Genomic DNA, 14262 nt, shown 5'->3' with positions numbered 1-14262 from the left:
GTACGAAAAGAGTACAAATGTACCCCATGACCAGACTCTCTCCCAAACGCAGCGCCATCCTCACCTTCATCCGTGATCGCATCACCGGAGAAGGCCGGCCGCCGAGCCTTGCCGATATCGCCCAGGCCTTCGGCTTCGCCTCGCGCAGCGTGGCGCGCAAGCATGTCCAGGCCCTCTGTGAGGCCGGCTTCATCGAAATCACCCCGAACCAGGCGCGCAGCATTCGCCTGGCCGGGGTCCTGCGCCGCCCCGAAGTGCTGGAGATCCCGGTGCTCGGCCAGGTGGCCGCAGGCCGGCCGATCGGCCCGGACGTGGATATCCACGAGCAACTGATGCTCGACGCCCACCTGTTCAGCCGCAGCCCGGACTACCTGCTCAAGGTCCGTGGCGACTCGATGATCGACGACGGCATCCTCGACGGCGACCTGGTGGGCATCCGCCAGCAGTCCGATCCCCGCGACGGGCAGATCGTCGTCGCCCGCCTCGATGGCGAGGTGACCATCAAGCGCTTCGAACGGGGCAACGGCCATTACCGCCTGCTGCCACGCAACCCGGCCTACGCGCCGATCGTCGTCGGCCCGGACCGCGACTTCGTCATCGAAGGCGTGTTCTGCGGCCTGGTGAGGCGTGACTGATGGGCGCCGTGCTCAGCCTCGACGGGCTGCTCGACAGCCGACGGGTGTGGAAAGGCCGGCCTGTGGTCGAGGACCATGGCCTGCAACCCACCGGGCACGCTGCACTGGATGCGTTGTTGCCCGGCGGCGGCTGGCCGGCGGCCGCGCTCAGTGAACTGTTGCTGGCGGAGGAGGGCGCAGGTGAACTGCAACTGCTCTGGCCCAGCCTGGCCCGCCTGACTGCCGGCGGTGAGCGGGTGGTGCTGGTGGCGCCGCCGTTCATTCCCTATCCGCCGGCCTGGCAGGCGGCGGGCGTGGACCTGCGCTGGCTGTCGGTGATCGAGGCCGACAGCAAGGAAAGCCTGTGGGCTGCCGAGCAATGCTTGCGTTCCGGCAGTTGCGCCGCCGTGCTGTGCTGGCCGCAGCGTGCCGACGACCGCGCGCTGCGGCGCTTGCAGGTGGCGGCGGAAACCGGGCAGGCCCTGGCCTTCGCCTGTCGTGGGCAGAGCGCCGCCTTGAACCCTTCACCCGCTGCCCTGCGCATCGCCATCGACACCCGGCCAGCGCAATGGCGGGTGCTCAAATGCCGGGGCGGCCTGGCGCCGAGCCGGCCGATCGCCGCCAGCGGGCGCGTGGGGTGAGACGCCATGCTCTGGGCCTGCATCCTGTTACCGCAACTGGCGCTCGACAGCGTCCTGCGCGGTCGTGACAACGCCGATCAGCCGCTGGTGCTGCTTAGCGGTCCGAGCAATCGCCGGGTTTTGCAGGCGGTCAATCCTGCCGCCCGCGCCCTTGGTCTGCGTGCCGGGCAGAGCCTGACCAGCGCCCAGGCCCTGGCCCAAGGATTCGCCACGGCCGAACACGACGCCGACGCCATCGAGCAACAACAGCAACTGCTCGCCGCCTGGGCCTATCGCTTCAGTTCCCAGGTCAGCCTGCATTACCCCCGCGCCCTGTTGCTGGAGGTGGAGTCCAGTCTCGGTCTGTTCGGGCCCTGGCCCCGATTCGAGGCGCGTTTGCGTGAGGAGTTGAAGGCCCTGGGCTTCAGTCATCGCATCGTCCTGGCCAGTAATCCCGTGGCGGCGCGAATGCTGGCCAACGCCCATGACGGGCTGGCCACCGAGGATGCCGACAGCACCCGCGCCGCCCTGGCCGCCATGCCCATCGACCGCCTCGGCCTGCCAGCGGAAGCCGCCACCGCCTTTACTCGCATGGGCCTGCGCCACCTCGACCAGGTGCTGGCACTGCCCCGGGAAACCCTGGCCCGGCGTTTTGCCGCCCAGGTGCAATTGCATCTGGACCGCCTGCTCGGCCTGCGTGCCATTGCGCTGGACTGCTACCTGCCGCCGGACCGTTTCGAATCCCGTCTGGAACTCAATTTCGATGTGGAATCCAACCAGGCACTGCTGTTCCCGTTGCGGCGGATGATCGAGGACCTGGCCGCCTTTCTCGCCGGCCGCGATGCCGGGGTGCAGCGCTTCAACCTGTTCATGGAGCATGCCGAGGGCGCCGACACCCTGTTGCAGGTCGGCCTGCTGGCGGCCGAGCGTGATGCCGGACGTCTGCTGGAACTGGCTCGCGGCCGTCTCGAACAACTGACCCTGCGCGCCCCAGTGCGCAACCTGCGCCTGACTGCCGAGGAACTGCCGGCCTTCGTGCCCCTGGCCAGCGAACTGTTCTCGGCCCGGGCCCAGCAGCAACAGGGCTGGGAGCAATTGCGCGAACGCCTGCGCGCACGGCTGGGCGATGAGGCGGTGCGTGCGGTGGGCGTGGTGGCCGATCACCGTCCGGAATGTGCCTGGCGCAGTGCCGATCTGCCGACGGTTTCCGGTTCCTGTCCGGCGCCGCGGCCCGGCTGGTTGCTGGAAGCACCGCGCTGCCTGCCGCTGAACGGCCTGCGCCTGCTGGCCGGGCCGGAGCGCATCGAGTCCGGCTGGTGGGACGGCGGCGATGTGCGCCGCGACTACTACCTGGTGGAAACCGCCGCCGGCCAGCGCGGCTGGGCGTATCGTCAGTTGGGTGAAAGCCGCGACAGCCCGTTGTGGCTGCAGGGCTGGTTCGCATGAGCGGCTATGCCGAGCTGCATTGCCTGTCGAACTTCAGTTTCCAGCGCGGGGCGTCCAGCGCTCTGGAGCTGTTCGGGCGGGCGAAACAGCAGGGCTACCAGGCCCTGGCGATCACCGACGAATGCACCCTGGCCGGGATCGTCCGGGCCTGGGATGCAGCGGGCAAGGTCGGGCTGCCGCTGATCGTCGGCAGCGAGATGCGCGTGGAAGACGGGCCGAAGCTGGTGCTGCTGGTGGAAAACCTCAAGGGCTACCAGCGCCTGTGCGGGTTGATCACCCAGGCCCGGCGGCGTACGGAAAAGGGCAGTTACCGGGTGCTGCGCGAGGACTTCGAGCCACCCATGGACGGCCTGCTGGCGCTGTGGGTTCCGGACACCACGGACGATCCGGCCCCGGGCCGCTGGCTGCGCGGGATTTTCGGCGAGCGTCTGTGGCTGGCAGTCCATCTTCACCACGGTCATGACGACCGCCAGCGCCTGCAAGACCTGCTGGCCCTGGCCCGCGACCTGGACATCCGCCCATTGGCCTGCGGCGACGTGCATATGCACAGCCGCGGGCGGCGGGCCTTGCAGGACTGCATGACTGCGATCCGCCATCACACCACCGTCGCCGAGGCCGGGCATCGCCTGTTCGCCAATGGCGAGCGCCATCTGCGTCCGGTGGAGCAACTGGCCGCGCTGTATCCTGCGGCGTTGCTGGAAGAAACCACACGGATCGCCCAGCGTTGTCATTTCGACCTCAAGCGCGACATCAACTACCAGTACCCCCACGAAATCGTGCCCCAGGGCTACACCGCCGGTGCCTGGCTGCGTGACCTCTGCGAGCGGAGAATTCCCACGCGCTGGCCGGCGGGCATCAGCGACAAGAATCGCGAGGCGCTGGAGCACGAACTCGAACTGATCACCGACCTGCAGTACGAGTCCTATTTCCTTACCGTCTACGACATCGTCAATTTCGCCCGTGAGCAGGGCATCCTCTGCCAGGGCCGTGGTTCTGCAGCCAACTCGGTGGTGTGTTTCGTCCTCGGCATCACCGAACTGGACCCGAGCCACACCAGCCTGTTGTTCGAACGCTTCCTGTCCCGCGAGCGCAACGAGCCGCCGGATATCGACGTGGACTTCGAGCACGACCGTCGCGAGGAAGTCCTGCAATACGTGTTCAGGCGCTATGGCCGCCATCGTGCGGCGCTGACGGCTGTAGTCAGCAGCTACCATGCCTCCGGCGCGGTACGGGATATCGGCCGGGTGCTCGGCCTGCCGCCGGACCAGTTGGGTGCCTTGTCCGACTGCTGCGGGCGCTGGAGCGACCGGGTGCCGTCGCCCGAACGCCTGGTGGAAGCCGGCTTCGACCCGGACAGTCCGTTGCTGCACCGGGTCCTGACCCTGACCGGCGAGCTGATGGGCTTCCCCCGGCACCTGTCCCAGCACCCCGGCGGCTTCGTTATCAGCGAGCAGCCGCTGGATACCCTGGTGCCGGTGGAAAACGCCGCCATGCAAGAGCGCACGGTAATCCAGTGGGACAAGGACGACCTCGACATGATGGGCCTGCTCAAGGTCGATGTACTGGCCTTGGGCATGCTCAGCGCCTTGCGTCGCTGTTTTGATCTCTACGAAGTGCATCGCGGCAAGCGCCTGAGCATTGCCGCAATTCCGGCGGACGACCGCCCCACCTACGACATGATCAGCCGCGCCGACACCATCGGCGTGTTCCAGATCGAATCGCGGGCGCAGATGGCCATGTTGCCGAGGCTCAGGCCGCAGACGTTCTACGACCTGGTGATCCAGGTGGCGATCGTGCGGCCGGGGCCGATCCAGGGGGATATGGTTCATCCCTACCTGCGCCGGCGCAACGATGAAGAAGAGGTGGTCTACCCCTCGGAGAAGCTCAGGGCGGTCTTCGAGCGGACCCTTGGCGTACCGCTGTTCCAGGAGCAGGTCATGTCCCTGGCCATCGTCGCCGCCGACTTCACCCCCGGCGAAGCGGACGAACTGCGTCGTTCCATGGCCGCCTGGAAGCGTCATGGCGGGCTGGAGCCGCACCGCATCCGCCTCACCGAGGGCATGTTGCGCAACGGCTACGACCTGGAATTCGCCGAGCGCATCTTCGAGCAGATCAAGGGCTTTGGCAGCTACGGCTTCCCCGAATCCCACGCCGCCAGCTTCGCCCTGTTGACCTACGCCAGTTGCTGGCTCAAGTGCCATGAGCCGGCGATCTTCGCCTGCGCCCTGATCAACAGCTGGCCCATGGGTTTCTACAGTCCGGACCAGATTCTCCAGGACGCCCGCCGGCACCGCATCGAGATCCGTCCGCTGGATGTCCATCACAGCCATTGGGATTGCAGCCTGGAGCCGGGGGAGGGTGGCGCGTTGGCGCTGCGTATCGGGCTGCGGCAGATTCGCGGGTTTCGCGAAGACGATGCCGTGCGCCTGACCAGGGTGCGAGAGATGCAGGCATTCCGAGATGTCGGCGACCTGTGCCTGCGCGCCGGACTCGACGGCCGCGCCCGCGACCTGCTGGCCGATGCCGGAGCCCTTGCCGCACTGGCCGGGCACCGTTACCAGGCGCGCTGGGAAGTGGCGGCGGTGCAGGCGCAACTACCGTTGTTCGCTGCCGTCGAGCCAACGCCCGAAGTCGCGGTGGCGCTACCTGCGCCAAGCGTGGGTGAGGACCTGTTCGCCGACTACAACAGCATCGGCACCACCCTTGGTCCGCATCCACTGAGCCTGCTGCGCCGCCGCCTCACCGCCATGGGTTGCCGCAGTTCGCGGGCGCTGGACGATGTCGAGCACGGCGACAGCATCAGCGTTGCCGGGCTGGTGGTGGGGCGGCAGCGGCCGCAGACCGCCAGTGGCGTGACCTTCGTCACCCTTGAAGACGAATTCGGCATGCTCAACGTGGTGGTCTGGCGCGATCTGGCCGAGCGCCAGCGCCGGGTGCTGGTGGGCTCGCAACTGATGCAGGTGCGCGGCAAGCTGGAATTCGCCGAGGGTGTGCGCCATCTGATTGCCCGGCGAATGGAAGATCTCAGCCCGCTATTGAGCGGGCTGGATGTGCGCAGTCGGGACTTTCACTGAGGTTCAGACCATCGCCAGGCGTTGCTTGCGGGTCGGGGCCGGGAAGGCCTGGTCGATGGCCTGCAGGTCCTCGGCCTTGAGTACCAGCTTGCCGGCCCCGGCATTGAGCTGGACATGGCGCGGTTCCACGGCCTTGGGAATGGCGATCACCCCGTCATTGCGGGTGACCCAGGCCAGGCTGACCTGGGCGGGCGTCACGCCGTGCTGTTCGGCAATGTTCGCCAGCACCGGATGGTTCAACAGGCGTCCGGCCTGGGCCAGCGGACAGTAGGCCATGACCGGTACCTGCTGTTCGCGGCACCAGGGCAGCAGGTCGAACTCGATGCCGCGCTGCTGCGGGTTGTACAGCACTTGGTTGGTGGCACAGGCCGGGTTGTCCAGTTCGCGCATATCGTCGGTATCGAAGTTCGACACGCCCCAGCGCCCGATCTTGCCGGCCTCGCGCAGGCGCTCGAAGGCGTCGACGGTTTCTTCCAGCGGGTACTGGCCGCGCCAGTGCAGCAGGTAGAGATCGATCTGATCGGTGGCCAGGCGTTGCAGGCTGCGTTCGCAGGCGGCGATGGCGCCCTTGTGGCTGGCGTTGTGCGGGTAGACCTTGCTGACCAGGTAGACTTGCTCGCGGCGCCCGGCCAGCGCTGCGCCGACCACTTCTTCCGCGCCGCCTTCGGCGTACATCTCCGCGGTATCGACCAGGGTCAGGCCGAGGTCGATGCCTTGTTGCAGGGCGGCGACTTCGCTGCGCCGCTTGCCCGGGTCCTCGCCCATGTACCAGGTGCCCTGGCCGATGACCGGGACCTGGTGGTTGCCGAGTGTTGTCGTTCTCATCTGTGAAACTCCTCCTGAATTTTCTTTGTGGCTGATGGCCCTATCGCTGGCAAGCCAGCTCCCACAGGGTTATGCGGTGCACGCGATACCTGTGGGAGCTGGCTTGCCAGCGATGAGGCCATCAGCCACACCACAAATCACAACCAGGATCGGTGACCTCAGCCACCAATACCTCCAAAACCGCCTGCGCCGCCGCCGACAGCTTGTGATCCGCCAGCATCATCACCCCGATCCGCCGCTCCACCACCGGCTCCACCAGCGCCACGCACTGCGCGCCCAGTTCGCGCATCTGCCCGATGCACAACGCCGGCACCGCACTGACGCCCAACCCATTGGCCACCATCCGGCCAATGGTAGACAACTGGTGACTCTCGAACGCCACCGCCAGCCGACCGTGATCCGCCGCCACATGCCGCTCCAGCAGCAAGCGCACCGCCGACGGTCGTTGCAGGGCGATGAAGTCCTCGCGCAGCAGCTCCGTCCAGCTCACCTGCGCCTGCCCGGCCAACGGCGAATCCTTCGGCACCACGGCAACGAAACGGTCCAGGTACAACGGCCGGAACAGCAACGGCTCGCTGGCCTCCGGCTCGAAACCGATCCCCAACTCGACCCGGCGGTTCCTGACCAGCTCCAGCACCTGTTCATTGATCACGTCATGCACCGTGACGTTCACCCGCGGGTAGCGCTGGCGAAACAGCTTGAGCACCGGCGGCAGCAGGTTGCCGGCAAAGGCCGGCATGGCCGCCACCGATACCCGCCCCAGTTGCAGGGTGAAGTGCTGGCGCAGCAGTTCCTCGGTGTTGTCCCAGTCCGCCAGCAGGCGCCGGGCCAGGGGCAGCAGCACCTCGCCCTCCGGGGTCAGGCTGACGCTGCGGGTGGTGCGGCTGAGCAGGGCGCCACCCAATTGTTCTTCGAGGCCCTTGATGGTCAGGCTCAGGGCCGGTTGCGAAAGATGCAGATGCTCACCCGCCTGGGCGAAGCTCTGGTAGGTGGCGACGGCGACGAACGCCCGTAGTTGCTTGAGGTTCATGGGATTGTTTTGAATTCCAAATCAATCAATGAGAAAAACAAAATTAACAAATCAGTGCCCAAGGAGGAAGATCCGTTCAAGCCCAAAGCAAGCCCCAACAACGACAACAAGGCGGATCACATGGCCGGACTGGACAAGCGCGTAGCAACCTATGAACAGGCCCTCGAAGGCTTGACCGACGACATGACGGTACTGGCCGGCGGCTTCGGCCTGTGCGGCATCCCCGAGAACCTCATCGCCGAAATCAAGCGCCGCGGCGTCACCGGCCTGACCGTGGTCTCCAACAACTGCGGCGTCGACGGCTTCGGCCTCGGCGTGCTGCTGGAAGACCGCCAGATCCGCAAGATGATCGCCTCCTATGTTGGCGAAAACGCCGAATTCGAACGCCAGTTGCTCAGCGGCGAACTGGAAGTGGAACTGACCCCGCAAGGCACCCTGGCCGAGAAGATGCGCGCCGGCGGCGCCGGGATCCCGGCCTTCTACACCGCCACCGGCTACGGCACCCCGGTCGCCGAGGGCAAGGAAGTGCGCCAGTTCAACGGCCGCCACTACATCCTCGAAGAAGCCATCACCGGCGACTTCGCCATCGTCAAGGGCTGGAAAGCCGACCACTACGGCAACGTGGTGTACCGCAACACCGCCCAGAACTTCAACCCGCTGGCTGCCACCGCCGGCAGGATCACCGTGGTCGAGGTCGAGGAAATCGTCGAGCCAGGCGTCCTGCTGCCGACCGAGATTCATACCCCGGGCATCTATGTCGACCGGGTCATCGTCGGCACCTTCGAGAAGCGCATCGAAAAGCGCACCGTCAAAGCCTGACCCGTCCCCAGAACAACAAAGAGATCCTGACCATGGCACTTACCCGCGAACAAATGGCCCAGCGCGTCGCCCGCGAACTCAAGGACGGTTACTACGTCAACCTCGGCATCGGCATCCCGACCCTGGTGGCCAACTACGTCCCGGCGGATATGGACGTGATGCTGCAATCGGAAAACGGCCTGCTCGGCATGGGCGAATTCCCCACCGAAAGCCAGCTCGACGCCGACATGATCAACGCCGGCAAGCAGACCGTGACCGCCCGCCGTGGCGCGTCGATCTTCAACTCGGCCGAGTCCTTCGCGATGATCCGCGGCGGGCATGTCGACCTCACCGTGCTCGGCGCTTTCGAAGTGGACGTGGAGGGCAACATCGCCTCCTGGATGATCCCCGGCAAGCTGGTCAAGGGCATGGGCGGAGCGATGGACCTGGTGGCCGGTGCCGAGAACATCATCGTCACCATGACCCACGCTTCCAAGGACGGCGAATCCAAGCTGCTGCCGCGCTGCAGCCTGCCGCTGACCGGCGCCGGCTGTATCCGCAAGGTGCTCACCGACCTGGCTTACCTGGAGATCGAGAACGGCGCGTTCATCCTCAAGGAGACGGCGCCGGGGGTGAGTGTCGAGGAAATCATCGAGAAGACCGCGGGCAAGCTGATCGTGGCTGACGATGTGAAGGAAATGACCTTCTGATCTTCTGTTCTCGAGGACCCTATCGCTGGCAAGCCAGTCCCCCCTGGGCCTGGAGTCAAACGGTGGGCCCGCTTACTACGCTGACCCTGTGGGAGCTGGCTTGCCAGCGATAGGGCCCTCGAGAACACCTTGAGCAACAAGCCGGTCCGGGGCAGGGAACCACGCACTCCCTGCCGCAGACCGGCTCCCGCCTGCTACTGCTTCGCCTCCCGCTCATCCTGCGCCACCACCGCCTGGCACAACTCGATCATCTGCTCGCGCATCCAGCGGTTGGCCGGGTCCTGGTCGGTGCTTTCATGCCAGTACAGATGGGTTTCCAGCGGCGGCACATCGTTCACCGGCAAACGCACGTAGTTCAGTTGGTGGCGCCGGGCAAAGCGCTCCGGCACGGTCATCACCATATCGGTCTGCTGCAGCACCTGGGACGCCATCAGGTAATGCTGCGAGCGCAGGGCAATGCGCCGCTGCAGCCCCATCTTGCCCAGCGCCAGGTCCACATAACCCAGGCCATTACGGCGGCTGGAGATATGGATATGGGTCATGCCCATGTACTCGTCGAGGCTGATCTTGTCTTTCGCCATCGGATGCCCCTGGCGCAGGGCGCAGACGTACTGGTCCTGCATCAGCTTGACGTGGCGTACCTGCGGGTCGGTGTTGAGCGGCGCATCCACGGCGAAGTCCAGGCGCCCGGCGGCCAGTTCCTTGGTGGTTTCACGGCGCTTGCACAGGAAACTCTCGATCACCACCGCCGGGGCCAGGCGGCGCAGGCGCTGGAACAGCGGCGGCAGGATCACCGCCTCGGTGAGGTCGGTCATGCTGATGCGGAAGGTCTTGTTGGCCTGCAGCGGGTTGAAGATGCGGCTTTCCTGCACCGACACCCGCAGCAGCGACAGGGCGTTGCGCACCGGGCCGATGATGTTCTGCGCCATGGGCGTCGGCACCATGCCCTGGGCGGTGCGCACGAACAGCGGATCGTTGAAGGTCTCGCGCAACCGCGCCAGGGCGTTGGACACCGCCGGCTGGGTGATGCCGACGATCTGCCCGGCGCGGGTCAGGTTGGCTTCGGTGTAGATCGCATCGAAAACGATGAACAGATTCAGGTCGACCTTGTTCAGGTTCATGGGCACCGCTCTTGTTGGTGTTATCGGCCGATCATATATCGGTTATGAATGTTTATACACGCCGAAAATAGACTAGGTGGATTTTGATCGGTGATCTAGCATCCTTTCCAGATCCCTTTCACGAAGAAGGTACTGCTCATGGATTTCGCCTACACACCCAAGGTCCAGGCCCTGCGCGAACGCGTCACGGCGTTCATGGACACCTATGTCTATCCCGCCGAGGCGGTGTTCGAGCAACAGGTCGCCGAGGGTGATCGCTGGCAGCCGACGGCGATCATGGAAGAACTGAAGAACAAGGCGAAGGCCGAGGGCCTGTGGAACCTGTTCCTGCCCGAGTCGGAACTGGGCGCCGGCCTGACCAACCTGGAATACGCGCCGCTGGCCGAGATCATGGGCCGCTCGCTGCTCGGGCCGGAACCGTTCAACTGCTCGGCGCCGGACACCGGCAATATGGAAGTGCTGGTGCGTTACGGCAGCGAGGAGCAGAAGCGCCAATGGCTGGAACCGCTGTTGCGCGGTGACATCCGTTCCGCCTTCGCCATGACCGAGCCCGACGTAGCGTCGTCGGACGCCACCAACATGGCCGCCCGCGCCGAGCGCCAGGGGGATGAGTGGGTGATCAACGGGCGCAAATGGTGGACTTCCGGCGCCTGCGACCCGCGTTGCAAGGTGATGATCTTCATGGGCCTGAGCAACCCGGACAATCCGCGGCACCAGCAGCATTCGATGATCCTCGTGCCCACCGATGCCCCGGGTGTGAAGATCGTCCGCCCGCTGCCGGTGTTCGGCTATGACGACGCGCCGCACGGGCATGCCGAAGTGCTGTTCGAGAACGTGCGGGTGCCCTACGAGAACGTGCTGCTGGGCGAGGGTCGTGGTTTCGAGATCGCCCAGGGGCGCCTTGGCCCGGGGCGGATTCACCACTGCATGCGTTCGATCGGCATGGCCGAGCGCGCGCTGGAACTGATGTGCAAGCGTTCGGTGGAGCGCACGGCCTTCGGTCGTCCGCTGGCGCGGCTGGGTGGCAACATCGACAAGATCGCCGACTCGCGGATGGAGATCGACATGGCTCGCCTGCTGACCTTGAAGGCGGCGTTCATGATGGACACCGTGGGCAACAAGGTGGCCCGCAGCGAGATTGCGCAGATCAAGGTGGTGGCGCCGAACGTGGCCTTGAAGGTGATCGACCGGGCGATCCAGATCCATGGTGGCGCCGGGGTGTCCGGAGACTTCCCGCTGGCCTACATGTATGCGATGCAGCGCACCTTGCGCCTGGCCGATGGCCCGGATGAGGTGCACCGGGCGGCGATCGGCAAGTACGAGATCGGCAAGTATGTGCCGAAGGAGATGCTGCGCAGCGGCCACTGATCCATTTTGAAGGCCTGCACTGTCCCCTGTGGGAGCTGGCTTGCCAGCGATAGCTGTAGTGAATTCACCATAGCAATCGCTGCGGTTCGGCGGTCCGACAAGCCAGCTCCCACAGGTTCAGCGATCAGCCTTCTTTCTGGGGCGTTTTCTCATCCCGGGTCTTGAACAGCGACAACACCACCCCACCCGCCAGCAACCCGAAGGTCACCCCCAGCGACACCAGCGCCGGGATCTTGCCGATGAAGCCGTGCAGGAAGATCTTCCCGCCAATGAAGATCAGCACCAGCGCCAGCGCGTACTTCAGGTACACGAACCGGTGCATCAACGCCGCCAGCGCGAAGTACAGCGCCCGCAATCCAAGAATCGCAAAGATGTTCGACGTATAGACGATGAACGGATCCTGGGTGATCGAGAAGATCGCCGGCACGCTGTCCACCGCGAACACCAGGTCGGCGAGTTCGATCAGCACCAGCGCCAGGAACAGCGGCGTCGCGTACAGGATTGCCTTCGACCCGCCCGGTGGCGTCAGGCGCACGAAGAAGTGCGCGTCATGCAGGCGGTCGGTGACCCGCACATGCTTCTTGATGAACCTGATCAGCGGATTGTTGGCCAGGTCCGGGTGCGCGTCCTCGCGGCTGAACAGCATCTTCACCCCGGTGATGAGCAGGAAGGCGCCGAACACATAGAGGATCCACTCGAATTCCTTCACCAGCGCGCTGCCCACGCCGATCATGATCGCCCGCAGCACCACCACCCCGAGGATCCCCCAGAACAGCACGCGGTGCTGGTAGCGCCGGGGGATGCCGAAGAAGCCGAAGATCATCGCCATGACGAAGACGTTGTCCATCGACAGCGACTGTTCCACCAGCAACCCGGTGTAGAACTCCAGCGCGCTCTGCGCCCCCAGCTCGTACCAGATCCAGCCGCCGAACATCAGGCCGACGCTGAAATACCCGGCGTAGAGCAAGAGGCTTTCGCGCATCTCGATTTCGCGCTGGTCACGGTGCAACACCCCGAGGTCGAAGACCAGCAGGGCGATGACGATAACGACGAATGCCAGCCAGAGCAGGCTGCTGGTGCCGAGGAATTCGGCATTGATGAAATCATGCAGAGCTGTCATGAGCCCCTCCCAATGTCGTGGAAGTGACTCCGACATGGCGGTCGAATGACCGTCAGAGGGGCCCGGCGTCACACCTTTCAGACTAGCCGGGGATTGGCACGGGTCAGGGCGAGAGCGTTACAAGGTCTTACAAGAGCTGGCGAAATTTCCTTCAGTAGACCCAGGCTTCGACACGGCGATTGCGGATCCGGCCCTGGGTATCGGTGTTGGCCGCCACCGGCAGTTCGGCACCGAGGCCGATCACGTCGCGCAGGGTCACGCCTTCGCGCACCAGCTCGCGGCGTACCGCCATGGCCCGCAGACGCGAGAGCAGGTCGGCGCGGCGGGCGTCGTCCTTGGCATCGCCGAAGCCCACCAGCACCACCTTGTCGTCGAGCTTGCGGTTCTGCCTGAGGTACTCGACCAGGCGCTGGATATCGCGCAGGGCCTTGTTGTCGAGGGTCGCGCTGCCTTCCTGGAAGCGGAAGTTGACCGACAGGCGACGGGCTTCGCTGGACAGGTTACGGTAGCTCGGCGGCATGTCCGCCTGCGGCGGTTCGCTGATGGTGCGCACGCGCTGGTCGATGAAACCGCTGCTGGCGACGATGGCCTGGCCCTTCGGGCTCTGGGTGAAGTCGAGCAGGGCGCGGGCGAGGGGATTGGACTGGGCGGGCGGCAGGTAGAAGTACAGACGGCGGGAGAGGGGATAGTCCTCGCTGGCGATCTGTTCCGGGCTTGGCAGCATGGGCCGCGAAGCACCGTCGGCGATGGCCAGCACCCGTGCGCCGTGGACCGTGGTCAGGCTGCTGAAGCCGATGGCATGGCGATCGTTGCGTACGGCCTGGGTGAGTTCTTCGCCGGACTCGAAACGCTGGGTGGTGTTGGCCAGGGCGCGGTGTTGCGGGTCGAGTACCAGGCTCTTGAAGGTTTCCCAGGTGCCTGAGCGGTCGTCGCGGGCGTACAGGCTGATGGGGCCGCCGCCGACGCCGAGTTCTTCCCAGGTGCTGATCTGTCCGGAAAAGATCTTCGCCAGTTGCTCGATGGTCAGTTGCGGCAGGGGGTTGTCCGGGTGGACCAGCACGGCGACGCCGTCGAGGCCGATGACTTGCTCGGCTTCGGCGCTGGTCAGGTTGCCCAGGGCCTGGAGTTCAGTTTGCTCGCTGTCCTTGATCGGGCGTGAAGCGGCAGCCAGGTCGGCGCTGCCGGCCTTGAGCGCGGCGAAACCGGTGCTGCTGCCGTGGGCGGCGATGTCCACCTGGATGGTGCCGCCGCTGATGCGCACCTCATTGGCCTGGGTGCCGGGCTCACTGCGGATATCGCTGATGCCCTTGCTCTCCAGCAGCCCGCGCACCAATGCCGGAGCCAGGGCTGCGCCGATGGTATTGGACCCCTGGATGCGCAGGGTATCGGCAACCACCAGGGGGGCGAGCAGGGCGAGGAGCAGGGCGCAGGCGCGGATCATTGCCGAAGGGCACTCTCGAATGGACGAAGGTGGCGGCAGATTAAGACAGAAAGATGAAATAAAGATGACGGCCACGACGCAGGCCCCTGTGGGAG

12 protein-coding genes are annotated in these 14262 nt (G+C 65.5%); 7 read left to right on the top strand and 5 right to left on the bottom strand.

The window, feature by feature from the left end; translation table 11 throughout:
* Window positions 1-17 precede the first annotated feature (17 nt).
* The 4 genes from lexA to AC2CQI_RS09995 are packed head-to-tail and all read left to right on the top strand — an operon-like array spanning window position 18 to window position 5754.
* A complete protein-coding gene (lexA, locus tag AC2CQI_RS10010; protein WP_075803263.1) occupies window positions 18-635 on the top strand; it encodes a transcriptional repressor LexA in 618 nt (205 codons plus the stop codon).
* The gene (gene imuA, locus AC2CQI_RS10005; protein WP_075803262.1) at window positions 635-1255 is read left to right on the top strand and encodes a translesion DNA synthesis-associated protein ImuA; all 621 of its coding nucleotides are present in this window, start codon (window positions 635-637) and stop codon (window positions 1253-1255) included. Before lexA ends, imuA begins: the two co-directional genes overlap by 1 nt.
* 6 nt (window positions 1256-1261) lie before the next feature.
* Window positions 1262-2680, top strand: coding sequence for a Y-family DNA polymerase (locus AC2CQI_RS10000; protein ID WP_484580045.1), 1419 nt, complete (start codon window positions 1262-1264; stop codon window positions 2678-2680).
* The gene (locus AC2CQI_RS09995; RefSeq protein ID WP_484580044.1) at window positions 2656-5754 is read left to right on the top strand and encodes an error-prone DNA polymerase; all 3099 of its coding nucleotides are present in this window, start codon (window positions 2656-2658) and stop codon (window positions 5752-5754) included. Before AC2CQI_RS10000 ends, AC2CQI_RS09995 begins: the two co-directional genes overlap by 25 nt.
* Before the next feature lie 3 nt (window positions 5755-5757).
* On the opposite strand, the gene AC2CQI_RS09990 is transcribed toward AC2CQI_RS09995, so the two are convergent.
* Window positions 5758-6579, bottom strand: coding sequence for an aldo/keto reductase (locus AC2CQI_RS09990; protein ID WP_484580043.1), 822 nt, complete (start codon window positions 6577-6579; stop codon window positions 5758-5760).
* A gap of 121 nt (window positions 6580-6700) precedes the next feature.
* On the bottom strand, window positions 6701-7609 hold the full coding sequence (locus AC2CQI_RS09985) for a LysR family transcriptional regulator (RefSeq protein WP_484580042.1): 909 nt from the start codon (window positions 7607-7609) through the stop codon (window positions 6701-6703).
* Window positions 7610-7729: 120 nt separating this feature from the next.
* Between AC2CQI_RS09985 and AC2CQI_RS09980 the strand changes: the two genes are divergently transcribed.
* Window positions 7730-8428 (top strand): CoA transferase subunit A, encoded by a 699-nt coding sequence (locus tag AC2CQI_RS09980; protein ID WP_075803306.1) that lies wholly within the window; start codon window positions 7730-7732, stop codon window positions 8426-8428.
* Window positions 8429-8460: 32 nt separating this feature from the next.
* A complete protein-coding gene (locus AC2CQI_RS09975) occupies window positions 8461-9117 on the top strand; it encodes a CoA transferase subunit B (RefSeq protein WP_075803256.1) in 657 nt (218 codons plus the stop codon).
* Window positions 9118-9311: 194 nt separating this feature from the next.
* Here the strand turns inward: AC2CQI_RS09975 and AC2CQI_RS09970 are convergent, their stop codons facing one another.
* Window positions 9312-10238 carry a LysR family transcriptional regulator gene (locus AC2CQI_RS09970; RefSeq protein WP_075803255.1) on the bottom strand — a complete coding sequence of 309 codons (927 nt, stop codon included), beginning with the start codon at window positions 10236-10238 and terminating at the stop codon, window positions 9312-9314.
* A 138-nt stretch (window positions 10239-10376) separates the two neighbouring features.
* Between AC2CQI_RS09970 and AC2CQI_RS09965 the strand changes: the two genes are divergently transcribed.
* Window positions 10377-11606: an acyl-CoA dehydrogenase gene (locus AC2CQI_RS09965; protein ID WP_484580041.1), complete on the top strand. Its 1230-nt coding sequence runs from the start codon at window positions 10377-10379 to the stop codon at window positions 11604-11606.
* 124 nt (window positions 11607-11730) lie between these two features.
* Here AC2CQI_RS09965 and AC2CQI_RS09960 read toward each other — a convergent pair whose 3' ends face one another.
* Complete coding sequence (locus tag AC2CQI_RS09960) at window positions 11731-12726, bottom strand: TerC family protein (RefSeq protein WP_075803253.1); 996 nt, start codon at window positions 12724-12726, stop codon at window positions 11731-11733.
* Window positions 12727-12877: 151 nt separating this feature from the next.
* Window positions 12878-14167: a substrate-binding domain-containing protein gene (locus tag AC2CQI_RS09955; RefSeq protein WP_484580040.1), complete on the bottom strand. Its 1290-nt coding sequence runs from the start codon at window positions 14165-14167 to the stop codon at window positions 12878-12880.
* Window positions 14168-14262: the final 95 nt, after the last annotated feature.

The organism is Pseudomonas sp. P2S-1 (assembly GCF_057197725.1).
Note: the sequence above shows the minus strand (reverse complement) of the source record. Positions and strands in the feature narration are given on the sequence as shown.

What these genes read in the sequence shown, in the direction of transcription:
- lexA (WP_075803263.1), top strand. Translation starts at nt 18, where the DNA reads ATGTACCCCATGACCAGACTCTCTCCCAAACGCAGCGCCATCCTCACC.
- imuA (WP_075803262.1), top strand. Translation starts at nt 635, where the DNA reads ATGGGCGCCGTGCTCAGCCTCGACGGGCTGCTCGACAGCCGACGGGTG.
- AC2CQI_RS10000 (WP_484580045.1), top strand. Translation starts at nt 1,262, where the DNA reads ATGCTCTGGGCCTGCATCCTGTTACCGCAACTGGCGCTCGACAGCGTC.
- AC2CQI_RS09990 (WP_484580043.1), bottom strand. Translation starts at nt 6,579, where the DNA reads ATGAGAACGACAACACTCGGCAACCACCAGGTCCCGGTCATCGGCCAG.
- AC2CQI_RS09985 (WP_484580042.1), bottom strand. Translation starts at nt 7,609, where the DNA reads ATGAACCTCAAGCAACTACGGGCGTTCGTCGCCGTCGCCACCTACCAG.
- AC2CQI_RS09980 (WP_075803306.1), top strand. Translation starts at nt 7,730, where the DNA reads ATGGCCGGACTGGACAAGCGCGTAGCAACCTATGAACAGGCCCTCGAA.
- AC2CQI_RS09975 (WP_075803256.1), top strand. Translation starts at nt 8,461, where the DNA reads ATGGCACTTACCCGCGAACAAATGGCCCAGCGCGTCGCCCGCGAACTC.
- AC2CQI_RS09970 (WP_075803255.1), bottom strand. Translation starts at nt 10,238, where the DNA reads ATGAACCTGAACAAGGTCGACCTGAATCTGTTCATCGTTTTCGATGCG.
- AC2CQI_RS09965 (WP_484580041.1), top strand. Translation starts at nt 10,377, where the DNA reads ATGGATTTCGCCTACACACCCAAGGTCCAGGCCCTGCGCGAACGCGTC.
- AC2CQI_RS09960 (WP_075803253.1), bottom strand. Translation starts at nt 12,726, where the DNA reads ATGACAGCTCTGCATGATTTCATCAATGCCGAATTCCTCGGCACCAGC.
- AC2CQI_RS09955 (WP_484580040.1), bottom strand. Translation starts at nt 14,167, where the DNA reads ATGATCCGCGCCTGCGCCCTGCTCCTCGCCCTGCTCGCCCCCCTGGTG.